This is a genomic window from Streptomyces sp. NBC_01255 (genome assembly GCF_036226445.1).
Taxonomy (GTDB): Bacteria; Actinomycetota; Actinomycetes; order Streptomycetales; family Streptomycetaceae; genus Streptomyces.
Genome location: NZ_CP108474.1, coordinates 3,295,564 through 3,320,492, shown reverse-complemented (window position 1 = coordinate 3,320,492; position 24,929 = coordinate 3,295,564). Strand labels below are relative to the sequence as shown.

Annotated in this window: 24 protein-coding genes; 12 read left to right on the top strand and 12 right to left on the bottom strand. The window is 72.4% G+C overall.

Translation table 11 applies throughout. The features are described 5' to 3' along the window. Positions 1 to 156 precede the first annotated feature (156 nt). Together OG357_RS14405 and OG357_RS14400 are read right to left on the bottom strand one after the other, a co-directional pair. Positions 157 to 960, bottom strand: a complete 804-nt coding sequence (locus tag OG357_RS14405; RefSeq protein ID WP_329621535.1) for a purine-nucleoside phosphorylase — start codon at positions 958 to 960, stop codon at positions 157 to 159. A 168-nt stretch (positions 961 to 1,128) separates the two neighbouring features. Then, complete coding sequence (locus tag OG357_RS14400) at positions 1,129 to 1,566, bottom strand: gamma-glutamylcyclotransferase (RefSeq protein ID WP_329621534.1); 438 nt, start codon at positions 1,564 to 1,566, stop codon at positions 1,129 to 1,131. Positions 1,567 to 1,768: 202 nt separating this feature from the next. Here OG357_RS14400 and OG357_RS14395 point away from each other — a divergent pair, with 202 nt between their 5' ends. Continuing rightward, entirely contained in the window at positions 1,769 to 3,208 is a 1,440-nt protein-coding gene (locus tag OG357_RS14395) for an NAD(P)H-quinone dehydrogenase (protein ID WP_329621533.1), read from the top strand. 248 nt (positions 3,209 to 3,456) lie between these two features. Beyond that, the gene (locus tag OG357_RS14390) at positions 3,457 to 4,383 is read left to right on the top strand and encodes a DeoR/GlpR family DNA-binding transcription regulator (protein ID WP_443066807.1); all 927 of its coding nucleotides are present in this window, start codon (positions 3,457 to 3,459) and stop codon (positions 4,381 to 4,383) included. A 77-nt stretch (positions 4,384 to 4,460) separates the two neighbouring features. Here the strand turns inward: OG357_RS14390 and OG357_RS14385 are convergent, their stop codons facing one another. Together OG357_RS14385 and OG357_RS14380 are read right to left on the bottom strand one after the other, a co-directional pair. Further along, positions 4,461 to 5,006 (bottom strand): TetR/AcrR family transcriptional regulator, encoded by a 546-nt coding sequence (locus OG357_RS14385; RefSeq protein ID WP_329621531.1) that lies wholly within the window; start codon positions 5,004 to 5,006, stop codon positions 4,461 to 4,463. Positions 5,007 to 5,119: 113 nt separating this feature from the next. Further along, positions 5,120 to 6,874: an acetyl/propionyl/methylcrotonyl-CoA carboxylase subunit alpha gene (locus tag OG357_RS14380; RefSeq protein ID WP_329621530.1), complete on the bottom strand. Its 1,755-nt coding sequence runs from the start codon at positions 6,872 to 6,874 to the stop codon at positions 5,120 to 5,122. A gap of 373 nt (positions 6,875 to 7,247) precedes the next feature. Between OG357_RS14380 and OG357_RS14375 the strand changes: the two genes are divergently transcribed. Then, positions 7,248 to 7,697, top strand: coding sequence for a hypothetical protein (locus tag OG357_RS14375; protein WP_443066682.1), 450 nt, complete (start codon positions 7,248 to 7,250; stop codon positions 7,695 to 7,697). A gap of 12 nt (positions 7,698 to 7,709) precedes the next feature. Here the strand turns inward: OG357_RS14375 and OG357_RS14370 are convergent, their stop codons facing one another. From OG357_RS14370 to OG357_RS14360, 3 genes are all read right to left on the bottom strand, one after another. Next, positions 7,710 to 8,315 carry a nucleoside triphosphate pyrophosphatase gene (locus tag OG357_RS14370; protein ID WP_329621528.1) on the bottom strand — a complete coding sequence of 202 codons (606 nt, stop codon included), beginning with the start codon at positions 8,313 to 8,315 and terminating at the stop codon, positions 7,710 to 7,712. Positions 8,316 to 8,340: 25 nt separating this feature from the next. Beyond that, positions 8,341 to 8,469 carry a morphogenic membrane protein MmpB gene (gene mmpB, locus OG357_RS14365; RefSeq protein ID WP_329621527.1) on the bottom strand — a complete coding sequence of 43 codons (129 nt, stop codon included), beginning with the start codon at positions 8,467 to 8,469 and terminating at the stop codon, positions 8,341 to 8,343. Between the two features lie 70 nt (positions 8,470 to 8,539). After that, the gene (locus tag OG357_RS14360; RefSeq protein WP_443066681.1) at positions 8,540 to 9,229 is read right to left on the bottom strand and encodes a TetR/AcrR family transcriptional regulator; all 690 of its coding nucleotides are present in this window, start codon (positions 9,227 to 9,229) and stop codon (positions 8,540 to 8,542) included. A gap of 38 nt (positions 9,230 to 9,267) precedes the next feature. On the opposite strand from OG357_RS14360, the gene OG357_RS14355 reads away from it, so the two are divergent. Beyond that, positions 9,268 to 10,662: an MFS transporter gene (locus tag OG357_RS14355; protein ID WP_329621525.1), complete on the top strand. Its 1,395-nt coding sequence runs from the start codon at positions 9,268 to 9,270 to the stop codon at positions 10,660 to 10,662. A 103-nt stretch (positions 10,663 to 10,765) separates the two neighbouring features. Here OG357_RS14355 and OG357_RS14350 read toward each other — a convergent pair whose 3' ends face one another. Beyond that, positions 10,766 to 10,978 carry an acyl-CoA carboxylase subunit epsilon gene (locus tag OG357_RS14350; protein ID WP_317598621.1) on the bottom strand — a complete coding sequence of 71 codons (213 nt, stop codon included), beginning with the start codon at positions 10,976 to 10,978 and terminating at the stop codon, positions 10,766 to 10,768. A gap of 28 nt (positions 10,979 to 11,006) precedes the next feature. Next, positions 11,007 to 12,599 carry an acyl-CoA carboxylase subunit beta gene (locus OG357_RS14345; RefSeq protein ID WP_329621524.1) on the bottom strand — a complete coding sequence of 531 codons (1,593 nt, stop codon included), beginning with the start codon at positions 12,597 to 12,599 and terminating at the stop codon, positions 11,007 to 11,009. Positions 12,600 to 12,733: 134 nt separating this feature from the next. Here OG357_RS14345 and OG357_RS14340 point away from each other — a divergent pair, with 134 nt between their 5' ends. The 4 genes from OG357_RS14340 (at position 12,734) to OG357_RS14325 (ending at position 17,121) form a co-directional block, all read left to right on the top strand. Next, positions 12,734 to 13,585, top strand: a complete 852-nt coding sequence (locus OG357_RS14340; RefSeq protein ID WP_329621523.1) for a biotin--[acetyl-CoA-carboxylase] ligase — start codon at positions 12,734 to 12,736, stop codon at positions 13,583 to 13,585. A 157-nt stretch (positions 13,586 to 13,742) separates the two neighbouring features. Further along, a complete protein-coding gene (locus OG357_RS14335; RefSeq protein ID WP_329621522.1) occupies positions 13,743 to 14,906 on the top strand; it encodes an adenylate/guanylate cyclase domain-containing protein in 1,164 nt (387 codons plus the stop codon). Positions 14,907 to 14,986: 80 nt separating this feature from the next. Beyond that, complete coding sequence (locus OG357_RS14330; RefSeq protein ID WP_329621521.1) at positions 14,987 to 15,781, top strand: enoyl-CoA hydratase/isomerase family protein; 795 nt, start codon at positions 14,987 to 14,989, stop codon at positions 15,779 to 15,781. Between the two features lie 113 nt (positions 15,782 to 15,894). Beyond that, a complete protein-coding gene (locus tag OG357_RS14325) occupies positions 15,895 to 17,121 on the top strand; it encodes a GGDEF domain-containing protein (RefSeq protein WP_329621520.1) in 1,227 nt (408 codons plus the stop codon). Between the two features lie 39 nt (positions 17,122 to 17,160). Here the strand turns inward: OG357_RS14325 and OG357_RS14320 are convergent, their stop codons facing one another. Beyond that, positions 17,161 to 18,195, bottom strand: coding sequence for a PucR family transcriptional regulator (locus OG357_RS14320; protein WP_329621519.1), 1,035 nt, complete (start codon positions 18,193 to 18,195; stop codon positions 17,161 to 17,163). A 117-nt stretch (positions 18,196 to 18,312) separates the two neighbouring features. Here OG357_RS14320 and OG357_RS14315 point away from each other — a divergent pair, with 117 nt between their 5' ends. Together OG357_RS14315 and OG357_RS14310 are read left to right on the top strand one after the other, a co-directional pair. After that, on the top strand, positions 18,313 to 19,209 hold the full coding sequence (locus OG357_RS14315; protein ID WP_329621518.1) for an alpha/beta hydrolase: 897 nt from the start codon (positions 18,313 to 18,315) through the stop codon (positions 19,207 to 19,209). Positions 19,210 to 19,261: 52 nt separating this feature from the next. Next, positions 19,262 to 20,521: a serine hydrolase domain-containing protein gene (locus tag OG357_RS14310; protein ID WP_329621517.1), complete on the top strand. Its 1,260-nt coding sequence runs from the start codon at positions 19,262 to 19,264 to the stop codon at positions 20,519 to 20,521. A 184-nt stretch (positions 20,522 to 20,705) separates the two neighbouring features. Here OG357_RS14310 and OG357_RS14305 read toward each other — a convergent pair whose 3' ends face one another. Further along, a complete protein-coding gene (locus OG357_RS14305) occupies positions 20,706 to 21,662 on the bottom strand; it encodes an ankyrin repeat domain-containing protein (protein ID WP_329621516.1) in 957 nt (318 codons plus the stop codon). Positions 21,663 to 22,543: 881 nt separating this feature from the next. On the opposite strand from OG357_RS14305, the gene hutH reads away from it, so the two are divergent. Further along, positions 22,544 to 24,085, top strand: coding sequence for a histidine ammonia-lyase (gene hutH / locus OG357_RS14295; RefSeq protein ID WP_329625592.1), 1,542 nt, complete (start codon positions 22,544 to 22,546; stop codon positions 24,083 to 24,085). 81 nt (positions 24,086 to 24,166) lie between these two features. Here hutH and OG357_RS14290 read toward each other — a convergent pair whose 3' ends face one another. After that, a complete protein-coding gene (locus OG357_RS14290; protein WP_329621515.1) occupies positions 24,167 to 24,442 on the bottom strand; it encodes a hypothetical protein in 276 nt (91 codons plus the stop codon). Positions 24,443 to 24,554: 112 nt separating this feature from the next. Between OG357_RS14290 and OG357_RS14285 the strand changes: the two genes are divergently transcribed. Then, the gene (locus OG357_RS14285) at positions 24,555 to 24,908 is read left to right on the top strand and encodes a hypothetical protein (RefSeq protein ID WP_329621514.1); all 354 of its coding nucleotides are present in this window, start codon (positions 24,555 to 24,557) and stop codon (positions 24,906 to 24,908) included. Positions 24,909 to 24,929 lie beyond the last annotated feature (21 nt).

Genomic DNA, 24,929 nt, shown 5'->3' with positions numbered 1-24,929 from the left:
CGGGGTGGGGGAGAAGCCCCGCGCAGCGGCACCTGCGGCCCGGCGCCGCGCGGGGCATGGGCGCGGCGGGACCACCCGGCGGTCGGAGGCCGCCGCAGGGCTCCGAAGCCCGCTCGGCCCCCTGGGGCCGAGCGGTGCGAGGAGCGCCGGAAAAACTCAGATCCGGTCGAGGACCCGCGTCAGCAGTTCGCCCATCCGCGCGGCGGAGTCCCGCCCGGCCTGGAGGACCTCTTCGTGGTTCAGCGGCTCGCCCGAGAGCCCCGCCGCCAGGTTCGTGACGAGCGAGATGCCCAGGACCTCGGCGCCGGCCTCGCGGGCCGCGATCGCCTCCAGGGTGGTGGACATGCCGACGAGGTCGCCGCCCATGGCGCGGACCATGTTGATCTCGGCCGGGGTCTCGTAGTGCGGCCCGGGGAACTGGACGTAGACGCCCTCCTCCAGGGTCTCGTCGACCTCCTTGCACAGCGCGCGCAGCCGCGGCGAGTACAGGTCGGTGAGGTCCACGAAGTTCGCGCCGACGATCGGGGAGGCGGCCGTCAGGTTGATGTGGTCGCTGATCAGGACCGGCTGGCCGGGGCGCATGCCCTCGCGGAGGCCGCCGCAGCCGTTGGTCAGGACGACGGTCTTGCAGCCGGCGGCGACGGCGGTGCGCACGCCGTGGGCGACGGAGGCGACGCCCCGGCCCTCGTAGAAGTGGGTGCGGCCGAGGAAGACCAGCGCGCGCTTCTCACCGATCTTGTACGAGCGGACCGTGCCGCCGTGGCCCTCGACGGCCGGCGGCGGGAAGCCGGGGAGTTCGGTCACCGGGAACTCGGCCTCGGGGGCGCCGAGCGCGTCGACGGCGGGCGCCCAGCCCGAGCCCATGACCAGGGCGACGTCGTGGTTCTCGACGCCGGTCAGCTCGCGCAGACGGGCGGCAGCGGCCTCGGCGGCCTCGTACGGGGTGGCAGTTGCGTTCACTGACTCTCTCGCCTCGGGGAGGGGGGTCCGAGGGGAGCCCCGGACGGATTTGGTACGCGCAGAAGCGTAGCCGGAGAATGCCTACGCGCGTAGATGACGATGCTGACGGACATGCGATCGTTGTCTTGTCGTTTCCGACGAACGGGGGAGTCGCCTGCCCCGGACGGATCAACAGGGACGCTTGCGCAACTCCATCACGTAGTCGTGCGGCGCGCCCGCCGATTCGGCCGCGTCCGCGACCTCGCCCAGGTACCGCGCGGACGGCAGCCCGCCCTCGTAGCCGTTGAGGACGTACACCCAGGCCGCCTCCTCGCCGTCGAGCGTGTCGACCCGGATCCGCATCCGCCGGTAGATGTCCAGGCCGACGCCCTCCCACCGGTCCATGGACTCCTCGTCCATCGGCGCGATGTCGTACAGCGCCACGAAGACCTGTGAGCGGGGGGCCTCCACGATGGTGGCCAGCGCGCCCTCCCAGCCCATCTGCTCGCCGCCGAAGGTGAGCCGCCAGCCGTTCAGCCAGCCGGTGCCGCGCAGCGGGGAGTGCGGTGCGCGGCGGCTCATCAGCCGCGCGTCGAGGTTGCCGGCGAAAGCGGCGTAGAGCGACATGGGACCGAGAGTACGGGAGCGGGCGGGGTGTCCGCCGAACTCCCGGACTCCGCGGTGACGCCCGTGGGGAGCCCCGGCGCGAGGCCGCGCCGGGCGTGCGGGAGAATGGGGTACGCACTTGAAGCGTGCGGGACAATGGCGTACGCACTGCACCCCAGCGGGGGGACCCCCCGGCAGAACGAGACGCGAGGCGTAGATCCCAGTGACCCGGATCGTGATCATCGGTGGCGGACCCGGCGGATACGAGGCGGCCTTGGTGGGCGCCCAACTCGGCGCGGAGGTGACCGTCGTCGACTGCGACGGCCTCGGCGGCGCTTCCGTCCTGACCGACTGTGTTCCCTCGAAGACGCTCATCGCGACGGCGGAGGTGATGACCACCTTCGACTCCTCCTACGAGGAGCTCGGCATCATCGTCGCGGACGACACCCCGCACGTGGAGCAGGCCGCCCGCGTCGTCGGCGTGGACCTCGGCAAGGTCAACCGACGGGTGAAGCGCCTCGCGCTCGCCCAGTCGCACGACATCACCGCCTCCGTCACCCGGGCGGGCGCCCGCGTGCTGCGCGGCCGCGGCCGGCTCTCCGGCCGGCAGGCCGTGGACGGCTCCCGCCAGGTGATCGTCACCGCCGTCGATGGCACGGAGGAGACGCTCACCGCGGACGCCGTGCTCATCGCGACCGGCGGCCACCCGCGCGAGGTGCCGGACGCCAAGCCGGACGGCGAGCGCATCCTCAACTGGACCCAGGTCTACGACCTCAAGGAGCTCCCCGAGGAGCTCATCGTGGTCGGATCCGGCGTCACCGGCGCCGAGTTCGCCGGCGCCTACCAGGCGCTCGGCTCCCGGGTCACCCTCGTCTCCTCCCGCGACCGCGTGCTGCCCGGTGAGGACCCGGACGCCGCCGCCGTCCTGGAGGACGTCTTCCGGCGCCGCGGCATGAACGTCATGGCCCGCTCCCGCGCCGAGTCCGCCAAGCGGGTCGGCGACCGGGTCGAGGTCACCCTCGCGGACGGCCGGGTCATCTCCGGCACCCACTGCCTCATGGCCGTCGGCGCGATCCCGAACTCGTCCGGAATGGGTCTGGAGGACGCCGGCGTCAAGCTGAAGGACTCCGGTCACATCTGGACCGACAAGGTCTCCCGTACGAGCGCCCCCGGCGTCTACGCGGCCGGTGACGTGACCGGTGTCTTCGCGCTTGCCTCGGTCGCCGCCATGCAGGGCCGCATCGCCATGTACCACTTCCTCGGCGACGCGGTGACCCCGCTCAACCTGAAGACGGTCTCCTCCAACGTCTTCACGGACCCCGAGATCGCCACCGTCGGCTACACGCAGGCCGACGTGGACGCGGGCAAGATCGACGCCAAGGTCGTCAAGCTGCCGCTGCTGCGCAACCCCCGCGCGAAGATGCAGGGCATCCGGGACGGTTTCGTCAAGATCTTCTGCCGCCCTGGCACCGGCATCGTGGTCGGCGGCTGCATCGTCGCCCCGAAGGCGAGCGAACTGATTCACCCGATCTCGATCGCGGTCGACAACAATCTGACCGTCGAACAGATCGCAAATGCTTTCACCGTGTACCCCTCCCTGTCGGGCTCGATCGCGGAAGTGGCACGGCAGTTGCACACCCGAAAGTCGGCGGGCGAGGCGTAACACCCCCGCCCCACCCCGCTCCGGGACCGCTCCCGCCTGCGGGAACGGTTCGCCGACTCGGACAACCCCCGGCAAGGCGGGGCATAGCCCAGGCATCGAGCGGATCAACGACGGGGTCTCCCATACCACTTGGAGGCCCCGTCTGTGCGCATCTTCTGCAATTCGGCGCATAGTGCTGAAAAGTATCGGCCGGTCACGTTACTGTCAGTTTCGTGTTCGCTGCAGAACGTCGCCAGTTGATCCTCGAAATGGTGCGAGCCAATGGGGCCGTGTCGCTCCGCGAGCTCGCCCGCGTCGTCCAGACCTCGGAGGTGACCGTACGGAGGGACGTACGGGCACTCGAGGCAGAAGGACTCCTCGACCGCCGCCACGGCGGTGCGGTGTTGCCGGGCGGATTCACGCGAGAATCCGGCTTCCCGCAGAAATCCCATCTCGCCACCGCGGAGAAGACGGCCATCGCCGACGTCGCCGCGAGCCTCGTCGAAGAGGGCGAGGCCATCGTCGTCGGTGCCGGGACGACCACCCAGGAGCTGGCGCGCCGGCTCGCCCGCGTGCCCGGTCTGACCGTCGTCACCAACTCCCTGCTCGTCGCCCAGGCCCTCGCCCATGCCAACCGGGTCGAGGTCGTCATGACGGGCGGCACCCTGCGCGGCTCCAACTACGCCCTCGTGGGCAGCGGGGCCGAGCAGTCGCTCCAGGGGCTGCGGGTCTCCCGGGCCTTCCTCTCCGGGAGCGGACTCACGGCCGAGCGCGGGCTCTCCACGTCCAACATGCTCTCCGCGAGCGTGGACCGGGCCCTGGTGCAGGCGGCGGCGGAGGTCGTGGTCCTCGCCGACCACACCAAGCTCGGCGCCGACACCATGTTCCAGACGGTGCCGACGGACGTCATCACCCGCCTGGTGACCGACGAGCCCCCGGCCCACGACGAGCGGGCCGCCTCCGAGCTCCAGGCCCTCGCCGACCAGGGCGTGCAGATCGCCGTCGCCGGTACGGGCCAGGGGCCCGGCTCCGTCGGCGGTGAGCAGCACCCCCCGGGCGTCCGGGCCCGCCGTGACATGCCCCTCCCCGTCCAGCGCGGACGGATGGCGGCCGGTCAGTTCCGGGGGCCCGGCGGGGGAATGGCGGCGGAGACGCTGGAGCGCACGGCCCGGGTCGCGGACATGCGCCGCCGCTGAGCCGTCACCGTCACCGCCACCTCACCGAGTTCCGCGTCGCGAGGGACCCTCCCCCAGGGGTCCCACGGCCACCACCATCAGTCTGTGAGTCCCCGCAGGGTCAGTGCGAGCAGGCGGTCCGCCAACTCCACGTCCTCCGGGCACTGTTCCGCCGCCAGCGCGATCGCGTTGGTGAGCTGCATCAGGTCGCCGATCGACACGTCGGCGCGTACCTGCCCCGCCTCCTGAGCGCGCCCGAGCAGCGCCTCGCCCGCCTCGCGCAGTGGCACGCTGCACGAGGCGAGCGCCGAACTCCGGTCGTACGAGGCGGACATCAGCGCGTGCGCGAGCCCCCGGTACTCGCCCGCGTGGGCGATCAGGGCCCGCAGCCACTCCACGAGCGCCCGGCACGGCTCGGCCGCGCCCGCCAGCTCGTGCGAGCGGTGCAGGAGCGCCGCCAGGGCCTCCTGGAAGACGGCGTTCAGCAGATCGGCCCGGGTGGGGAAGTGGCGGTAGAGGGTGCCGATCCCGAGGCCCGCACGGCGGGCGACCTCCTCCAGGGGTGCGTCCGTGCCGTGTTCGGCGAAGGCGGCCCTGGCCTCCGTGAGCAGCCGCTCGTGGTTGCGCCGCGCGTCGGCTCGCATGATGGAGGTCCTCCCCTGGGGGTGTCTCGACCGGGGTGTCTCGACGGGTGTCTCGACGGAAGGGCCCGCAGGCTGCTGCCTGCGGGCCCTTCGTACCGTACGTGCCGCGACGGTCAGTCCTTGATGTCGCAGATGGTGGCGCCGGAGGTGACCGAGGCGCCGACCTCGGCGCTCAGGCCCTTGACGGTGCCGGAGCGGTGGGCGTTGAGGGGCTGCTCCATCTTCATGGCCTCCAGGACGACGATGAGGTCGCCCTCCTTGACCTCCTGGCCCTCCTCGACCGCGACCTTCACGATCGTGCCCTGCATCGGGGAGGCGAGGGTGTCGCCCGAGGCGGTCGGGCCGGACTTCTTCGCCGCGCGGCGCTTCGGCTTCGCACCCGCCGCGAGCCCGGTGCGGGCCAGCGTCATGCCGAGCGAGGACGGCAGGGAGACCTCGAGGCGCTTGCCGCCGACCTCGACGACGATCGTCTCGCGGCCCGACTCGTCCTCGTCCGCGTCGGCACCGGCCGGCGCGAACGGCTTGATCTCGTTGACGAACTCCGTCTCGATCCACCGGGTGTGGACCCGGAACGGGTCCGCGGTGAACGCCGGGTCGACGACGACGGCCTGGTGGAACGGGATGGCCGTGGCCATGCCCTCCACCTTGAACTCGGCCAGGGCGCGGGCGGCGCGCTGCAGCGCCTGCTCGCGGGTGGCGCCGGTGACGATCAGCTTGGCCAGGAGCGAGTCCCAGGCCGGGCCGATCACGGAGCCGGACTCGACGCCCGCGTCGAGGCGGACACCGGGGCCCGAGGGGGCGTCGAAGACGGTGACGGTGCCGGGGGCGGGCAGGAAGCCGCGGCCGGGGTCCTCGCCGTTGATGCGGAACTCGAAGGAGTGACCGCGGACCGCCGGGTCGCCGTAGCCGAGCTCCTCGCCGTCGGCGATGCGGAACATCTCGCGGACCAGGTCGATGCCGGTGACCTCTTCGGTGACCGGGTGCTCGACCTGGAGGCGGGTGTTGACCTCCAGGAAGGAGATCGTGCCGTCGGTGCCGACGAGGAACTCGACCGTGCCGGCGCCGACGTAGCCGGCCTCCTTCAGGATCGCCTTCGACGCCGCGTACAGCTCGGCGTTCTGCGCCTGGGTCAGGAACGGCGCGGGCGCCTCCTCGACGAGCTTCTGGTGGCGGCGCTGGAGCGAGCAGTCGCGGGTCGAGACGACGACCACGTTCCCGTGGGTGTCGGCCAGGCACTGGGTCTCGACGTGCCGGGGCTTGTCGAGGTAGCGCTCCACGAAGCACTCGCCGCGACCGAAGGCCGCGACGGCCTCGCGGACGGCGGAGTCGTACAGCTCGGGGACCTCTTCCAGGGTCCGCGCGACCTTCAGACCGCGACCGCCGCCACCGAAGGCGGCCTTGATCGCGATCGGCAGCCCGTGCTCCTGCGCGAACGCGACGACCTCGTCGGCGCCGGAGACCGGGTCGGGCGTGCCGGCGACCAGCGGGGCGCCCGCGCGCTGCGCGATGTGACGCGCCGCCACCTTGTCGCCCAGGTCGCGGATGGCCTGCGGCGGCGGGCCGATCCAGATCAGACCCGCGTCCAGGACGGCCTGCGCGAACTCGGCGTTCTCGGAGAGGAAGCCGTATCCGGGGTGGACGGCGTCCGCACCGGCGTCCTTCGCGGCCTGCAACACCTTCGCCATGTCCAGATAACTGGTCGCGGGAGTGTCACCGCCCAGGGCGAACGCCTCGTCAGCCGCCCGGACGTGCAGAGCGTCCCGGTCCGGATCGGCGTACACGGCCACGCTGCCGATACCCGCGTCCCGGCACGCCCGGGCCACACGGACAGCGATTTCGCCACGGTTGGCGATGAGCACCTTGCGCACGATGGCTCCCTCCTTGAAACAAGCTGAGTTTAGGGACTGCCGACACGGCCTTTCGACCCGTCCCCAGTGGTGAGCTTGCCCACACGGAGCGTGACCCCGGGCCTGCTCGGGTCGTGAATTCCCTTGTCGCACCACGGTACGCAGGGTTCCTTTACGGCACAGTAGCTCCGAGGTGTGGCGCAGGTCTCTGTTCGTCCGGCCAGTCGCCATTCGGGTTTCTTTGTCGGGTTTCTACGAACGGCCCGTCGATTCTTTGCCGGGCGACCGGCCGCGCCCGCCCGTGTGCGAACTCTTGTCCGCAGGTTTACCGGCCAGTAGCCTTCGCGCTGTCGATCGTACTGTCGGTAACAGGCGAATCCAGGGGGTGGCCGAGGTGGCCCGCAGACCGATAGCTCTCGTGACGGCGGCGGTGCTCTTCCTCGAAGCGCCCGGCATCGTCGCGATCAACGCCGTCATGGCGGGCTTCGTGGAGGCCCAGTCGATGTCCCTCGACGGGATGGACCCGGACGCCATGGTCGCCGGCACCTGGGGGCTCGGCATCGGTTCCGGTGTCGCGCTCGTCCTGTGCGGCCTCGTCGCCCTCGTCGCCGGCATCCGCGACCGCCGCCCGGGCCGCGCGGGCCGGGGCCTGCTCATCGGCTGCGCGGTCGTGCACGGCATCCTCGGCGCGGTCGCCGTCGGCCTGATCGGCTGGGGCGCGTTCGCCTTCCTGATGACGGTCGTCGGACTCGTCGTCCTCACCCTGGTGGCGTACGGGAAGACGTACGGAGACGGGGCCGGGGAGGGCGTCGACGCCCCCGAGGAGGCGCCGGCCACCGCGTAAGGCCTCCCGGCCTCAGGCCCAGAGGTCGGTGATCTCGACGTCCAGCTTCCTCAGCAGCGTGCGCAGCAGGGGCAGCGACAGGCCGATCACATTGCCCGGGTCCCCGTCGATGCCGTCGATGAACGGCGCCGAGCGCCCGTCCAGGGTGAACGCGCCCGCCACGTGCAGCGGTTCGCCGCTCGCCACGTACGCGGCGATCTCCGCGTCCGTCGGCTCGCCGAACCGGACCACGGTGGAGGCCGTCGCCGACTCGTAGCGCTTCGCGGCCGTGTCGTACACGCAGTGACCGGTCTGGAGGATGCCGACCCGGCCGCGCATCGCCTTCCAGCGGGCGGTGGCCTCCTCGGCGTCGGCCGGCTTGCCGAGGGCCTGCTTGTCGAGCTCCAGGACCGAGTCGCAGCCGATGACGAGCGCGCCGAACACCTCGGGCCGGGCGGCCACATGGGCGGCCTTGGCCTCCGCGAGGGCGAGCGCGAGCTCCGCCGGGGTCGGGGCGTGGACCTTGTCCTCGTCGACGCCGCTCACGATCACCTCGGGGGCGAGCCCGGCCTGCCGGAGCAGCCCGAGCCGGGCGGGGGACGCGGAGGCGAGGACGACGCGGCGCTGTTCAGCAGTCATGGGGTCAGCGTAGTCAGTGCCGTGCTCACTTCGCGCTGACCACGATCATCTCCACCACCATCGCCAGCGCGAGGACGACGCCCGCGCGGCGGATCATCTTCTGCATCTCGCGCATGAACCTCGGCGGCTCGTTCTTCGGGTCGGACCACAGCATGCTCCGATCCTCCGGGTGGGGCGCGCGGGGCGCCTGAGTACGGATACTCAAGCGCCCCCGTACCGAAGGACTATTCGGGGGCGGCGGCCCCCTCGGGGCGGTGGAACACCCCGGCGCGCGCGGCCGCGAGCGCCGCCTCCGCCGCCCGTTCGGCCACGTCAGCGGTGAGCTCCTCGTGGGTGACGGCGAAGCGGTAGTAGAGCGGCGCGGAGACGGCGCGGAGCAGCTCCACCGGGTCCGTGTCCGCGGGGATCTCGCCGCGTGCCGCGCCCCTGGCGACGACCGGGGCCCATTCGGCGAGCCGGGTCCGGTAGAAGCCGGCGAGTGCGCGGGCGCACTCCTCGTCGCAGGCCGCCGCGGAGATGACCGCGCGGAAGACGGCGCCCATCCGGGGGTCGGTCAGGGTGTCCCGTACGAGTTCGGCGTTGGCCCGCAGGTCGCCCGCGAGGCCGCCGGTGTCGGCGGCGGGCAGCGACTGCTCCGCCATGTCGTGGAGGAGGTCGGTGACGAGGCCGACGGGGGAACCCCAGCGGCGGTAGACGGTGGTCTTGCCGACGCCCGCGCTCGCGGCGATCCGGTCCATGTTCAGGGCGTGGAAACCGGCGTCTGCGAGGGCGTCCCGGGTGGCGTCGAGGACGGCCTCGCGCACCTTCGCGGTGCGGCCGCCGGGACGCAGGGTGCCGGGCGAGGCCGGTTGGCTCTCAGTCAAACGGGTCTCCTGTTCCATTAAGGCCTTCGACTCTGCTACGGTACGGGACATCTTAACGGAACGGATCTCCCATTAAGGGGTTGTGTGTCATGGTCGCCCTGGATCTCCCCACGCCCACGGAACGCGCCGAAGCCCGGATGACCGGCCGGATGCGGCTCGTCCTCGTCGTCCTCCTCCTCGCCCAGTTCATGCTCGCCGTCGACTTCTCGATCCTGAACGTCGCGCTCCCCGTCATCGGCCAGGGACTCGGCTTCAGCCTCGGCGGCCTCCAGTGGATCGCCACCGCCTTCGCCCTCGCCGCCGCCGGCTTCACCCTCCTCTTCGGGCGCGTCGCCGACCTCGTCGGCCGCCGCCGCCTCTTCCTTGGCGGCATGGCGCTCCTCGGCGTGTCCTCCCTCGTCGGCGGACTCGCCACCGGCCCCGAGATGCTCATGGCCGCCCGCGTCGCCCAGGGCCTCGCCACCGCCGCCGTCACCCCCGCCGGGCTCTCCCTGCTCACCGCCTCCTTCCCGGAGGGCCCGCTGCGCGCCAAGGCCCTCGGCCTCAACGGCGCCCTCATGTCCGCGGGCTTCACCACCGGCGCGATCCTCGGCGGCGTCCTCACCGACCTGCTCTCCTGGCGCTGGGCGTTCCTCGTCAACGTGCCGGTGGCCCTCGCCGTCCTCCTCGTCGCCCCCGCCGTCATCGCCGAGAGCCGCCCCGCCGTCCGCCCCCGCCTCGACATCCCCGGCGCGGTCACCGTCACCGGCGGACTCCTCGCCCTCGTCTACGGCCTCACGGTCGCCGGCGAACACGGCTGGACCGACCCCACCGCGCTCACCGCCCTCGCCGCGGGCGCAGCCCTCCTCGTCGCCTTCGTCCTCGTCGAACGACGGGCCGCCTCGCCGCTCGTCCCCGTCCACGTCCTGAAGCGCCGCACCGTCGTCTGGGGCAACCTCGCCGGGCTCGTCGCCTTCGTCACCGAGACCTCGCTGGTCTTCCTCATGACCCTGTACCTCCAGGACGTCCTGGGCTTCTCGCCGCTCGCCGCCGGGCTGTCCTTCGGCGTCCTCGGCGCCGGCACGATCCTCGGCGGCGTCTTCGCCTCCCGCTTCATCGGCCGCTTCGGCGCCCGCTCCGCCCTCGTCACCGGCGGACTCCTCCAGGCCGCCGCCACCCTCGCCCTGTACGGGCTCGGCGACGACCGCGGCAGCCTCGGACTGCTGCTCGCCGCGACCTTCGCCGGCGGCGTCGGCAACATGCTCGCGATCGTCGGCTTCATGGTCACCGCCACCTCGGGCATCCCCGACGGCGAGCAGGGCATGGCGACCGGGCTCGCGACCATGACCCAGCAGATCGGCATCACCATGGGCACGCCGATCATGAGCGCCGTCGTCGTCACCGCGCCCGTCCTCCTCGACGGCATCGGCCTCGCGGTCCTCGTCAATGCCGCGATCGTCGCCGTCGGAGCCGTACTCGCCGGTGTGTTCCTCGGACGCAAATGACGCCGTGCACATGGCGAAAGGCCGGACCCCCCGCACACGGGGTCCGGCCTTCCGTCATGGGACGACGACGCCTACGACGACTACGACTCTGACGACGACGCGACTACACGGGCCAGTACGACCTGGCCCAGGCCCGCGGGCCCGGCCGGTGGCGTACCGTCCGCGCGATCCGGGACGGATCCGACCAGCCCTCCGGTATCGCCGGGCCGCCACCCTCGGCGGCCGCCGCCGCCGTGGCCGCGGCCCGGGCCTGGACCACCGCCAGTGCGGCGGCCAGCTCCTCGGGCGTCGGGTTTCCTCGTACGACCTTGATCACAACGGCTCCTTCAGCGCTCGTACGCGGCTTACAGCGGGATGTTGCCGTGCTTCTTCGGGGGCAGGGACTCACGCTTCGTACGCAGCTGGCGCAGCCCCTTCACGATCTGCGGGCGCGTGTCCGACGGCATGACCACACCGTCGATGTACCCGCGCTCGGCCGCCGTGTACGGGTTGAGCAGGGCGTCCTCGTACTCCTGCATGAGCCGCGCCCGCTCGGCGTCCTGGTCCTCGGCGGCGGAGATGGTCCTGCGGTGCAGGATGTTCACCGCGCCCTGCGCGCCCATGACCGCGATCTGCGCGGTCGGCCACGCCAGGTTCAGGTCGGCGCCCAGGTGCTTGGAGCCCATGACGTCGTACGCGCCGCCGAAGGCCTTCCGCGTGATGACCGTGATCAGCGGGACCGTCGCCTCCGCGTACGCGTAGATCAGCTTCGCGCCGCGCCGGATGATGCCGCCGTACTCCTGGTCCACACCCGGCAGGAAGCCGGGCACGTCGACGAACGTCAGCACCGGGATGTTGAAGGCGTCGCACGTCCGGACGAACCGCGCGGCCTTCTCGGAGGCGTTGATGTCGAGGCAGCCGGCGAACTGCATCGGCTGGTTGGCGACGACACCCACGGGGAAGCCCTCGACGCGGCCGAAACCGGTCAGGATGTTCGGCGCGAACAGCGCCTGCGTCTCCAGGAACTCACCGTCGTCCAGGACGTGCTCGATGACCTTGTGCATGTCGTACGGCTGGTTCGCCGAGTCCGGGATCAGCGTGTCGAGCTCGCGGTCCTCGTCCGTCACCTCGGTCTCGGCGACCTCGGGGAAGGCCGGCGCCTCGGAGAGGTTGTTCGACGGCAGGTAGGACAGCAGGGACTTCACGTACTCGATGGCGTCCTTCTCGTCACCCGCCATGTGGTGCGCCACGCCCGAGGTCGAGTTGTGCGTCCGGGCACCGCCCAGCTCCTCGAAGCCCACGTCCTCGCCCGTCACCGTCTTGATGACGTCGGGGCCCGTGATGAACATGTGCGAGGTCTGGTCCACCATCACCGTGAAGTCGGTGATCGCGGGGGAGTACACCGCGCCGCCCGCGCACGGGCCGACGACCAGGGAGATCTGCGGGATCACCCCGGACGCGTGGGTGTTGCGGCGGAAGATCTCGCCGTACATGCCGAGCGCGCTCACACCCTCCTGGATGCGGGCGCCACCGGAGTCGTTGATGCCGATGACCGGGCAGCCGGTCTTCAGCGCGAAGTCCATCACCTTGATGATCTTCTGGCCGTACGTCTCGCCGAGCGCACCGCCGAAGACCGTGAAGTCCTGCGAGAACACGGCCACCGGGCGCCCGTCGACCGTGCCGTAGCCGGTGACGACACCGTCTCCGTACGGCCGGTTCTTCTCCAGGCCGAAGTTGGTCGACCGGTGCCGGGCCAGCTCGTCGAGCTCGACGAACGACCCTTCGTCGAGGAGCAGGCCGATCCGCTCGCGCGCGGTCAGCTTGCCCTTCGCGTGCTGCTTCTCCACCGCGCGCTCCGAGCCGGCGTGCGTGGCCTCGTCGATACGGCGCCTGAGGTCCGCGATCTTGCCCGCGGTCGTGTGAATGTCGATCTCGTACTGCTCTGCCGGCTCGGACATCGGGATGCGGCTCCCTGCCTGGTCACGGGGGGTTCGTTGACTACGAATGGGCTACTGCTGGCCTACTGACCCGTAGCGTAGCGACGCCGATACGGTTCGGCACTGCGGTGTTTGCCACACCTAGTCTGGCTTGCATGACGACCTCTCACGGTTCAGGACGGCCCTGGTCCGACCTCGACCGGCCCCCGCTGAACGCCCCCTCCCTGCGTCGCGCGCTCGTGCAGCCCGGCGGTCTGTGGACCTCGCTCGACGTGGTCACCACCACCGGCTCCACCAACAGCGACCTCGCCGCCCGCGCCGACGAGCTGCCCGAGGGGGCCGTGCTCGTCGCCGAGGAGCAGACGTCGGGGCGCGGGCGCCTCGACCGCAGCTGGACGGCGCCCGCCCGGTCCGGGCTCTTCCTCTCCGTGCTCCTCAAGCCGGGCGTGCCGGTGCACCGCTGGGGCTGGCTCCCGCTGCTCACCGGGGTGGCCGCCGCGACGGGCCTCGCGAAGGCCGCCGGGACCGACATGTCCCTCAAGTGGCCGAACGACCTGCTGGTTTCCGTCGGAGGCGAGGAGCGCAAGACCGGCGGCATCCTCGCCGAGCGCGCCGGAGAGGACGCGATCGTCGTCGGCCTCGGCATCAACGTCACGCTCCGTGAGGAGGAGCTGCCCGTCCCCGCGGCCGGCTCCCTCCTCCTCGCCGACGCCGTCTCCACCGACCGCGACACCCTCCTGCGGGCCGTCCTGCGCTCCCTCGCCCAGTGGTACGGCGACTGGGTACGCGCCGACGGCGACCCCGAGGCCTCGGGCCTCCAGGCGGCCTACACGGCCGGCTGCGCGACCCTCGGCCGCCGCGTGCGGGCCGACCTGCCCGGCGAGCGGATGCTGGAGGGCGAGGCGGTCGCCCTGGACGGCGACGGACGCCTCGTCGTGGCCACGGAAGGCGGCGGCACGGAGGCCGTCGGCGCGGGCGACATCGTCCACCTGCGGACACCCGCCTGACGGTGCGGGAAGGGCGGCGACGGGCCGGACATCGGCTCACAGGACGGAATGGCTCACCGTTCAGGCGTGAGCCATTCCACACCTGCCGTATCGTGGAGCGCGATCCAGGCGACAGATCGGCAGGACAAGTGGGCAGGGAACGGGCAGGAGGCGGCCGGTGACCGTCGACGACGCGAACGCGGGCGGCGAATCCGAGCCACCCGCGTACCCCGCACCGGAACCCTCCGCGTACCCCACCCCCCACCACGAGGTCGACCACACGGCCGAGCCGAGCGACGACCCCCTCGCCATCCGGCTGGAACAGCTCATCCTCGGCGCCGACCGCCGCTACACCCCGTTCCAGGCCGCCCGCACCGCCGGTGTCTCCATGGAGCTCGCCTCCCGCTTCTGGCGCGCGATGGGCTTCGCCGACATCGGCCAGGCCAAGGCGCTCACCGAGGCCGACGTCCTCGCGCTGCGCCGGCTCGCCGGTCTCGTCGAGGCCGGGCTGCTCAGCGAGCCCATGGCCGTGCAGGTCGCCCGTTCCACCGGACAGACCACCGCCCGGCTCGCCGAGTGGCAGATCGACTCCTTCCTGGAGGGCCTCACCGAGCCCCCCGAGCCCGGCATGACCCGCACCGAGGTGACGTATCCCCTCGTCGAGCTGCTCCTGCCCGAGCTGGAGGAGTTCCTGATCTACGTGTGGCGGAGGCAGCTCGCCGCCGCCACCGGCCGGGTCGTGCAGGCCGCCGACGACGAGGAGATGGTCGACCGGCGGCTCGCGGTCGGCTTCGCGGACCTCGTCGGCTTCACCCGGCTCACCCGCCGCCTGGAGGAGGAGGAGCTCGGCGAACTCGTCGAGGCCTTCGAGACCACCTGCGCCGACCTCGTCGCCGCACACGGCGGCCGGCTCATCAAGACCCTCGGCGACGAGGTGCTCTACTGCGCCGACGACCCCGGCACCGCCGCCGAGATCGCGCTCCGCCTCATCGAGACCCTCGGCCACGACGAGACGATGCCCGCGCTGCGCGTGGGCATCGCCTTCGGCACGGTGACGACCCGCATGGGCGACGTCTTCGGCACGACCGTGAACCTCGCCAGCCGCCTCACCTCGATAGCTCCGAAGGACGCCGTGCTCGTCGACGGAGCCCTCGCCGCGGAGCTGTCCAGGACCGGGGACGCGCCCGTCTCGGAGACGGAGGCGGCCGAGGAGGCGGCCCTCGCGGAGAAGGAGGGCCGGAAGCCCGCCACGTACCGCTTCGCGCTCCAGCCGATGTGGCAGCGGCCGGTCCGTGGTCTCGGCGTCGTCGAGCCCTGGCTCCTGACCCGCCGCCCCACCTGAGGGCCTGGCGGCCCTAGGATCTCCCGTGAACGCCCGTTAACCGTCGTTAACGGGTCCTGGATCGGGAGGGTGTGCGGCACATGTCCGAGCAGCGTTTTGGTGAGTTCGTGGTGGTCCGGAAGGACGGGAACGGGCATGTCGCCGAGCTCGTCCTCGACCGGCCCAAGGCGATGAACGCCGTCTCCTCCGAGATGGCCCGCTCCCTCGGCGCGGCCTGCGCGGCCCTCGCCGCCGACGCCTCCGTCCGCGTCACCGTCCTCACCTCCTCGAACGACCGGGCCTTCTGCGTCGGCGCCGACCTCAAGGAGCGCAACTCCTTCACCGACGCCGAGCTCGTCCGCCAGCGCCCGACCGCCCGCGCCGCCTACACCGGCGTCCTCGAACTGCCGATGCCGACCGTCGCCGCCGTGCACGGCTTCGCCCTCGGCGGCGGCTTCGAGCTCGCGCTCGCCTGCGACGTGATCGTCGCCGACGCGACCGCCGTCGTCGGCCTCCCCGAGGTCTCGGTGGGCGTCATCCCCGGCGGCGGCGGTACGCAGCTCCTCCCGCGCCGGGTGGGCGCCGCGCGCGCCGCCGAGCTGGTCTTCACGGCCCGCCGCGTGGAGGCGGCGGAGGCCCGTGAGCTGGGCCTCGTCGACCTTCTGGAGGAGGACGCGCGGACGGCCGCCCTGGAGCTCGCCGGGCGCATCGCGGCCAACTCGCCCGTCGGACTGCGCGCCGCCAAGAAGGCCATGCGGCTCGGCCAGGGCCTGGACCTGCGGGCGGGCCTGGAGGTCGAGGACGCGGCGTGGCGCTCGGTGGCGTTCTCGGGGGACCGGGCCGAGGGCGTGGCGGCCTTCAACGAGAAGCGGAAGCCGGAGTGGCCGGGGAAGTGAGCGAGGGGGTGGGGGAGTGGGCGAGGGGAGTCCACCGGCCGGATTTTCGCTTCATGTCACTTTCCGTGACGTCTCGCGAGGGAAAACGGACTAATACTCCCTAAGCTGGAGGAATGGGTGAGGATGTGCGGCTGCGGGCCGTAGTGGCGCTGGCGCAGGGGATGGCGGCGGCGCACACTCCACGCGAATTCTGGCGGGCGGCGGCGCTCGGGTCCTGCGACGGGCTCGACGGGACCTTCGCGGCCCTCTCCGTCTGGGAGCGGGACCTCGGCCGGCTGAAGGTCCTGGTCAACGCCGGGGAGCGGGCCGCGGGCGAGGAGGAGTTCCCGGACTCGGAGACGTATCCGGTGCACCAGTTCCCCGAGATCACCGAGTTCCTGCACGAGCAATGGGCGGGCGGCGGCGAGCCGGACGCCTGGGTGGAGACCGCCGGCGACCGGGTCCCGACCGGCCGAGTGACGGGTCTGCGCAAGCGCGGACGGGGCTGCTGCGTGGTCGCCCCGATCGTGCTGCACGGGCGGGCCTGGGGCGAGCTGTACGTCGCCCGCCCACCCGAGGCGAAACCTTTCACCCGCGAGGACGCCGACTTCGCGACCGTCCTCGCGGCGGTCGTCGCGGCCGGCATCGCCCAGGCCGAACGCCTGGAGGAGGTCCGCAAGCTCGCGTTCACCGATCCGCTCACCGGCCTCGCCAACCGCCGGGCCGTCGACACCCGCCTGGACGAGGCCATCGAGCGCTACCGGGTCGACGGCTCCGTCGTGAGCCTGCTGGTCTGCGACCTCAACGGCCTCAAGCGCGTCAACGACACCCACGGCCACGCCGTCGGCGACCGGCTCCTCGAACGCTTCGGCTCCGTGCTCTCCCGCTGCGGGGCCCGGCTCCCCGGCGCGCTCGCGGCCCGCCTCGGCGGCGACGAGTTCTGCCTCCTCACGGTCGGCCCGACGGCGGACGAGGTCGTCGCCGTCGCCGAGGAGCTCTGCGTACGGGCGGCGGAGCTGGAGCTCGGCGAGGGCGTGGCCTGCGGGGTGGCGTCCACGGGCGACCCCATCGGGCCGCTCAGGTCGGCGCGCCGCCTCTTCCGGCTCGCGGACGCCGCCCAGTACCAGGCGAAGGCCGCGCGCTCGGCGAAGCCGGTCGTGGCGGGCCGCGACGGCACGGTCATCCGCCTCGCCGACGCCCCGCCCGGCGCCCGCGACCGCCGCCGCTTCCGGGACGCGCCACCGGTGGAGCCGCCGTCGTCGGTGGGGCCGCTGCCGGATCCCTTGCCCGGTTCGCTGCCCGAGCCGTCGCCGGGGCCGTTGCCCGACGGGCCGCCGGAGGGTCCGCCTCGGGAGCCCTGACCGGACGGCCCCGACTGCCCCGACTGCCCCGACGGGCGTTCAGTCGCCGAGCAGCCGCCACGCGGTGAGGGCGAGCCTGGCCCGGGTCAGGCCGGTGGGGCAGGTGACGTCGATGCCCAGGGTCTTCGAGATCTGCTCCAGCCGGCGGGCGATGCTGCTGTGGTGCAGATGGAGGAGGTCGGCGGCCCGGCGCAGGGAGCCGGTGGCGCAGTAGGTGTCCAGCGTCTCCAGATCCTCCGGACCGGCGGCGAGCCGGGCGACGGCGGCCACGTCGGCGTTGTCCCGTGCGACGTCCGGGGGGACGTCGGCCAGGAGGGCCAGCGCGCCCAGGTCCGGGTAGCGGACGACGGGCTCGCGCGCGGTGGTGAAGCGGAGGGCGGTGCGGGCCTGCCGCCAGGACCGGTCGGGGCTTCCCGCGTCGCCGATGCCCGCGCGGACGTCCGCCGGAAACCCGGCCGGGTCGAGCGCGGTGGCCAGGACGACGCCCACGTCGGCGAGTGGTGCCGCCTTCACCGGGCGCGCCGGGCAGAGCAGGGCGCCGAGCCGGTCGAGCGGGAGCCGTGTACGGACGGCGACGACGTGGACCGGCACGCCGGCGGCGAACCCCAGGAGCCGTAACGCCCGGGCTCTGGCCGCCTCGTCGGTGTCGGAGCCGATGGCCAGCTCGACGAGCGCGGGGTCGGCCATGGTCGTCCGCGCCGGGCCGTGGCGCTCGACGACCCCGGCGGCGGCGATGGCCAGCCGGTCGAGGAGCACGTCGTCGAGCGGGTTCGGAAGACCGTGGCGCTCCAGCCACACCGTGCCGATCTCCTCGTCGTCGAGAGTGATCGGCGTCGTGGAGGACGCGGGCGCCGGCGGGCCGGCCGGCGGCCTGCCGTCGGGCGCGAGTCGGATCACCTGACCCGTGCCGTGGAGCCGGATCCCGGCCGTGCACTCGGCCAGACCTGCCGAGGCCCGCGCGAGCGCCGCCAGATCCACGCGCCGGCGCATCAGCGTGTCGTAGAACGCGATGATGCGGATCGCGCCGCCGACGTGCGGATCCAGTCCCGACAGTCGTACGGCCAGTGCCTCCATGCCGGAAGGATAGGCGGGGGTGGAGAGCAAGGGCGCGCCGATCGGCGGGATTTCGGCGCGGGATGCGCGACGGACGTCGGATGACCTCCCCGGGGCGCGCCGCCCAGGATGGCCGTCATGGATCCCGAACTCGAACCGTTCCTCCCGTTCCTCCCGCTCATGGACATGAGCGACCCGGTCGCCGGGCGCGCGGACTTCGCCGCCCGCGCCGCCGCCGCGCCGGCTCCGGACACCTCGCGGATGGACGTCGAGGACCACACGGTCCCCGGCGCACCGGACGTGCCCGTACGGGTCTACCGCCCCCACCGGGCGCAGGGCGCCGTCGTCTGGCTGCACGGCGGCGGCGGGGTCTTCGGCGACCTCGACACCGAGCATCCGTGGGCCGCCCGGGTCGCCGACCTCTCCGGCGCGGTGGTCGTCTCGGTGGGGTACCGCCTGGCACCCGAGGACCCGTACCCGGCGGCCCTGGACGACGCCTGCGCCGTACTGGCCTGGGCGGCCGGGCGCGCGGACGCACTCGGCACCGACCCGGCGCGGATCGCGGTCGGCGGGCACAGCGCCGGTGCTAACCTCGCGGCCGCGCTGGCCCTGCGGGCGCGGGACGAGCGGGGTCCCGCGATCCGGTTCCAGGCGCTCAACCAGCCGAGCCTCGACGACCGTCAGGAGACGTGGTCGTCGGTGCACTTCACCGACACGCCCTGGATCACCAGCGCCACGGTCGCCGCGTCGTGGCGGCACTACCTGGGCGGCCGGCCGGCCGGCCCGTACGCCGCGCCCGCCCGGGCCGACGATCTGTCCGGCCTGCCACCGGCGTACATCGCCACCGCGGAGTTCTGCCCGAACCGCGACGAGGGCATCGCCTACGCGCTGCGTCTGATGCAGGCGGGTGTGCCGGTCGAGCTCCACCAGTGGCCCGGCACCTTCCACGGATCGCAGGCGATCCTCTCCGCCGAGGTCTCGCAGCGGCAGATCGCCGAACTCGGGGCGGCCCTGCGCCGCGCGCTGGCCGAGTGAGCCGTGGACATCGCACTTCCTCCTCGTCGTCGACAGTGAAAGGACGTACGTCATGAAGCTCCGAACGGTGGTGTGCGCGACCGTGGCCGCGCTGGTCGCCTGCGCGGGCACGGTCGCGGCGGCTCCCGCCCCCGGCCCCCGCCCCGCTCCCGGCCCCCGCCCCGCTCCCGCTCCCGCCCCCGCCCTCGACCGTGTGGCGCTGAAGTCCGCCCTGGACGGTGTCCACCGTGCCGGGGTTCCGGGGGTGTTCGCCGAGGTGCGCGACAACGGCCGGACATGGCGCGGCGCTTCGGGCGTCGCCGATGTCACGACCGGCCGCCCCGTCACGGCGGACATGCGGCAGCGCGTCGGCAGCATCACCAAGACCTTCACCGCCGCCGCCGTCATGCAGCAGGTCGAGCAGGGCCGGATCCGGCTCGACGCGCCGATCGGCGGCTACCTGCCTCGGCTGGTGCCGGGGGAGCGCGGCATGAGGATCACGGTCCGGATGCTGCTCGACAACACCAGCGGCATCCCCGACTACGTCCGCTACGCGTTCCCGTCGCTCGCGGCGTTCCCTTCCCTGCCGGACATCTCGACCGAGAGCCTCGACGACAACCGGTTCCGGCGGTTCCGCCCGGAAGAGCTGATCGAGATGGGGCTCGCGGCGCCGCCCGCCGGTGAACCGGGGGCCCTTCCGGGGGTGTACTCGAACACCAACTGGCTGCTCCTCGGCCAACTCCTGGAGGAGGTGACCGGCACCCCGGCGGAGGAGTACATCACCCGGAACGTCATCGAGCGCGCCGGCCTCCGGCACACCGCCTTCCCGTCCGGGCCGCGCATCGAGGGACCGCACTCCCGGATGTACGAGGCCTTCTACGGCCTGATCGACCCGCCGCGCGACTACAGCGTCTACGACATGTCGTGGACGGGCACGGGCGCCGCGCTCGTCTCGACCACGGAGGATCTCAACCGCTTCTACGCCCGGCTCCTGGGCGGCGGGATCGTCAGCAGGGCGTCACTGGCGCAGATGCAGCGCACGGTCCCGGTCATCGCCCTGGACGGATCGATGATCGAGTACGGGCTCGGCCTGCACAAGGTCACCAAGGACTGCGGCACGTTCTGGGGCCACGACGGCTCGGTCTGGGGCGCCGGGACGATCTCCCTGACCCGGGCCGACGGCAAGCGCCAGATGTCCGTAGCCGTCAACCTCCAGAGGTGGAACAAGCCGGACTCCTCCGGCGTACCGCAGCCCCACCCCATCGACGGCGCCTTGTCGACGCTGTACGGGGAGGCGCTGTGCGGGGGTGAGGCCGCGGGGCTCGCCCCGTAGCCCCGCACCCGGACGGTGAGCGGGTCCGGTGCGCCTGCCGGTGAGGGGTGCCTGCCCCTGCTTGAGCTGCAGCTTGGCACGAGCGAAGGAACAGGCCCCGATGCGGGCGTGCTTGGCGGTCTCGGACAGGGTCTGCCGGGAGTGCGGCGGGAGGGAAAGCTGCCAGTTGAGCGCTCTGTCCGCGTCAGTGACTCCAGTAGTCGCGGCGGGGCAGTTCGACCCACACATCGGGAGGTCCGACCACGGCACGCCTGTCGGCCGGCCGCAGTCCTGCAAAGGCGCAGGAGTAGGCCACGGCGCTGTGCTGGTAGAGGTACGAAGCCAACACTTCCTCGGAAGTGTCGTTCTCGTGCGGTCCCCCGCCCGGGTGCAGGTCCCAGCCCTCGACAGTTCCATGACGGGCGATGCTGCCTTGGTTGCCGCTCTTGGGATTGGCGTACAGGCCGTAGCAGACCGTGTCGGCAGACAACCGGGTCAGCACGCCCGGCATTTGCGGCGCGTATCCCCAGGGCTGTGTGACGACGCAGCCGCCCGGTACGGACGTCACGCCGATGATCTGCAAACTCTCGTCCATGCCGTACTCGTACGGATCTTCCAGCAGTTCATCGAGGACTTCGTCCTCCACCGGCGCTGCCTCCAGACGGCGCACCGCCTCGGCCGCGTCGATGCCGGCCACGCAGGCCAGCCCCGTACCGTCGTAGTGGAATGTGCCCAGTGCCGTGGTGAGCCGATTGGCCTCTTCCGCTGCCGCACGCTCCGTGTCGGTCAGGCCCACCCGTTCCGGTACCGAGAACAGGCCCGGCGTCGGTCCAGCCAGGCTCAGCCGCCCCGGTGACCAGGCGCCGATCGACAGCCGCCAAGGATCGGCCCCGGCAGCGGTGAGGGCTCGTGCGTTTTCCGGCTTCCTGGACACGACGGCCTCCCAGAGTGCCGTCACCCCGTTCTCCAGCGCGTCCACATGCGCAACTCGACCAGCCAACTCCGCGACGACCTCCGAGGACCCGAACACTGCTGCGCGATGCAGCGGTCGGCCCCCGCTCCATTTCTCTGGATCGGCGCCTTCGTCGAGACGCCGGCGAATGTCGTCGACATCCGTCCAATCCCAGCCCATGCCAGCCCAGCCGTCACTTTTTGCTGCCACCGTTCCCCCTCCAACACGTCGCATGCTTCGCGCTACACGCTTACACACGGGTCCGACACCGGGACCGACCAGCGCGTCGACGGGGGCCGATTTGTTGCGAACGCACCGCACGACATATGCCCGCAACGACACGCAGAGTGAAGACCGCCCGTACGAGTGAAGTGCGCTGCCGATCCGCACACTTGCTCGCTACGAAGGCGCTCGGGGCGGGGGCGAGGCTCTGGGGGTGGGCCTGCTTCGTGGGCTTCTGGTGGGACCGCCCTCTTTCCGAGAGTCGCAGCTTCCACCGCCGCGTCAAGGGCGCCTTCGGCGTCGCGATGCGATGGCCTGCGGCCACCCTTGACCCGGTGGCGGAAGCTGCGCAAAAACTCTCGGAGGGCGGTCCGGGGGCCGGGGTCACGCCAGGGCTCGGGCAGCGGCCGGGGCCGGAGGGCGTGTGGCAGGCCGGTGGGGTGGGGCTTGGTTAGCGGCTTGGCCGGGTGAGTCCCCCCGACCCCCCTCGCCGCACACCGGCCACGGCTCGTCCGGCGGCCACGGCATCGGCCCGCCGACGGAGCTCGCCGACATCCCCGGGTGCCCCCGGTTGTGGATGCAGCCGGGTGGTCGTACCCCGGTGGGCTGCCAGTTCCGGGAAGAGCGTCTCGACGTCACGTGGACGTGGCGGCGTGGTCCTTGTCATGGAGGGGCCCTGGACGCCCGAGTGCCCGTCCCCGCCGGCGTCGCTCCTGCGCCGTTGACGGCTTCGGACGGCAGACTGGAACCCCGGTGGTGATCACCGGCTCGACCGTCGTGACCCGGTAAGGGGTCGTCCCCTGTCGAGCCGGTGACAAAATCACCTAGTGACAGGTCGGTCTTCAATCCGTAGGGTGCTGAATATGGATATGCAGACAGTCGTCCTCGGCACGTCCGGCACGACCCCGCAGGACGTCATCGACGTCGCCCGCCACGGCGCCCGCGTCGAGCTGTCGACCGAGGCCGTGCGCGCCCTCGCCGCCGCCCGGGCCGTGATCGACGCGCTCGCCGCCAAGCCCGAACCCGTCTACGGCGTCTCCACCGGCTTCGGCGCGCTCGCCACCCGGCACATCAGCCACGAGCTCCGTGCCCAGCTCCAGCGCAACATCGTCCGCTCGCACGCCGCCGGCATGGGCCCGCGCGTCGAGCGCGAGGTCGTGCGCGCGCTGATGTTCCTCCGGCTGAAGACCGTCGCCTCCGGTCACACCGGCGTCCGCCCCGAGGTCGCCCAGACCATGGCCGACGTCCTCAACGCCGGCATCACCCCCGTCGTCCACGAGTACGGCTCCCTCGGCTGCTCCGGCGACCTCGCCCCGCTCTCCCACTGCGCCCTCGCCCTGATGGGCGAAGGGGACGCGGAAGGCCCCGACGGTGAGCTGAAGCCCGCCGGCGAGCTGCTCGCCGCACACGGCATCGCGCCCGTCGAGCTCAAGGAGAAGGAGGGCCTCGCCCTTCTCAACGGCACCGACGGCATGCTCGGCATGCTGATCATGGCCCTCGCCGACCTCGACACGCTCTACAAGTCGGCCGACATCACCGCCGCGCTCTCCCTCGAAGCCCTCCTCGGCACCGAGAAGGTCCTCGAACCCGAGCTGCACGCCATCCGCCCGCACCCCGGCCAGGCCGCCGCCGCCGCCAACATGCTGGCCGTGCTCAAGGGCTCCGGCCTCACCGGCCACGCCCTCGCGGGCGAGGCCCCCCGCGTCCAGGACGCCTACTCGGTGCGCTGCGCCCCGCAGGTCGCCGGTGCCGGCCGCGACACCATGGCCCACGCCCGGCTCGTCGCCGAGCGCGAGCTCGCCGCCGCCGTCGACAACCCCGTCGTCCTCGCCGACGGCCGCGTCGCCTCCAACGGCAACTTCCACGGCGCCCCCGTCGCGTACGTCCTCGACTTCCTCGCGATCGCCGCCGCCGACCTCGGCTCGATCGCCGAGCGCCGTACCGACCGGCTCCTCGACAAGAACCGCTCGCACGGCCTGCCGCCGTTCCTCGCCGAGGACGCCGGCGTCGACTCGGGCCTGATGATCGCCCAGTACACGCAGGCCGCGCTGGTCAGCGAGATGAAGCGGCTCGCCGTCCCGGCCTCCGCCGACTCCATCCCGTCCTCCGCGATGCAGGAGGACCACGTCTCCATGGGCTGGTCCGCCGCCCGCAAGCTGCGCACGGCGATCGGCAACCTCAACCGGATCATCGCGGTCGAGCTGTACGCCGCGACCCGGGGCATCGAGCTCCGCGAGGGTCTCACCCCGGCGCCCGCCTCCCGGGCCGCCATCGACGCGCTCCGCGCGGCCGGTGTCGCCGGGCCCGGCCCGGACCGGTTCCTCGCCCCCGACCTGGCGGCCGCCGACGCGTTCGTGAGCGCGGGCAGGCTCGTCGCCGCGGTGGAGCCCGTCACCGGGCCGCTGGCGTAAGCGAGAGCGCAGGTCGAGCAGTGCGGAGGGTCCGCCTCGGGAATCCGGGGCGGGCCCTCCGTCATGTCCGGGCCGGGTGGCTCAGGAAGCCCTGCCCCGCCGTCTCATCGCCAGTGCCACGAAACCCGCGCCGACTCCCAGGAAGCCGGTCCCGCCGAGCAGGTACGGCGTCGTGTCCAGGTTTCCGGTCTCCGCGAGGCGGGCGGCGCCCGCGGCCGGGTCGTCCTGGACGACGCCGGTCCCGACCCGTACACCACCCTGTTCGTCGGTGGCGTTGGCGGACGGTACGAACCACAGGGCGCACAGCAGCGTTCCCGCCGCGGCGGCGGTGAGAAGTGGGCGTCGGGCGGCGGACACGGAAATTTCGATCCCCCTTGCGGAAACCGCGCATCGGTCGGTGCGGCCGATGCTAATGAACACAGCGGGTCGCGGGAAAGCCGGGAGCCCGCCGCCCCCTACGCTCCGACTCATGAGTACTTCCGAGACAGCACGCTATGTACGGCTTCGTGTCGATGTGGTTCTGGAGATCGACGGTCCCGCCGAGCTGAGCGAGGCCGCCGAGGCCCGGATCGACAGCGACGAGTTCATGCCGGAGGAGGAGCGCGTCCAGGCCCGCGCCGTCGCCCGCGAGGACAGCGCCGAGGCCCTCGCCCACCTCGTCGAGCCTTTCGACCTGATCCGCGACGTCCCCGGGATCGAGATGGTCCAGGCCTCCTGGAGCACAGAGGAGGTCGTGTACGACCCCGATGCCCTGGAGTGGGACCTCGGAGAGGAAGATGGGGACGCGGAAGACGGGGAAGACGGGGACGACGACCGGGCTTAGGGGCGCGCACCGGCCGTAAGG

Bases quoted from the DNA above. Each gene is read 5' to 3' on its own strand.
- hutH (WP_329625592.1), top strand. From the start codon at position 22,544: ATGCAGACAGTCGTCCTCGGCACGTCCGGCACGACCCCGCAGGACGTC.
- OG357_RS14385 (WP_329621531.1), bottom strand. From the start codon at position 5,006: ATGCGAGCCGACGCGCGGCGCAACCACGAGCGGCTGCTCACGGAGGCC.
- OG357_RS14330 (WP_329621521.1), top strand. From the start codon at position 14,987: ATGTCCGAGCAGCGTTTTGGTGAGTTCGTGGTGGTCCGGAAGGACGGG.
- mmpB (WP_329621527.1), bottom strand. From the start codon at position 8,469: ATGCTGTGGTCCGACCCGAAGAACGAGCCGCCGAGGTTCATGCGCGAG.
- OG357_RS14370 (WP_329621528.1), bottom strand. From the start codon at position 8,315: ATGACTGCTGAACAGCGCCGCGTCGTCCTCGCCTCCGCGTCCCCCGCC.
- OG357_RS14360 (WP_443066681.1), bottom strand. From the start codon at position 9,229: ATGTCCCGTACCGTAGCAGAGTCGAAGGCCTTAATGGAACAGGAGACC.
- OG357_RS14315 (WP_329621518.1), top strand. From the start codon at position 18,313: ATGGATCCCGAACTCGAACCGTTCCTCCCGTTCCTCCCGCTCATGGAC.
- OG357_RS14325 (WP_329621520.1), top strand. From the start codon at position 15,895: ATGGGTGAGGATGTGCGGCTGCGGGCCGTAGTGGCGCTGGCGCAGGGG.
- OG357_RS14400 (WP_329621534.1), bottom strand. From the start codon at position 1,566: ATGTCGCTCTACGCCGCTTTCGCCGGCAACCTCGACGCGCGGCTGATG.
- OG357_RS14345 (WP_329621524.1), bottom strand. From the start codon at position 12,599: ATGTCCGAGCCGGCAGAGCAGTACGAGATCGACATTCACACGACCGCG.
- OG357_RS14355 (WP_329621525.1), top strand. From the start codon at position 9,268: ATGGTCGCCCTGGATCTCCCCACGCCCACGGAACGCGCCGAAGCCCGG.
- OG357_RS14285 (WP_329621514.1), top strand. From the start codon at position 24,555: ATGAGTACTTCCGAGACAGCACGCTATGTACGGCTTCGTGTCGATGTG.
- OG357_RS14310 (WP_329621517.1), top strand. From the start codon at position 19,262: ATGAAGCTCCGAACGGTGGTGTGCGCGACCGTGGCCGCGCTGGTCGCC.
- OG357_RS14340 (WP_329621523.1), top strand. From the start codon at position 12,734: ATGACGACCTCTCACGGTTCAGGACGGCCCTGGTCCGACCTCGACCGG.
- OG357_RS14390 (WP_443066807.1), top strand. From the start codon at position 3,457: ATGGTGCGAGCCAATGGGGCCGTGTCGCTCCGCGAGCTCGCCCGCGTC.
- OG357_RS14320 (WP_329621519.1), bottom strand. From the start codon at position 18,195: ATGGAGGCACTGGCCGTACGACTGTCGGGACTGGATCCGCACGTCGGC.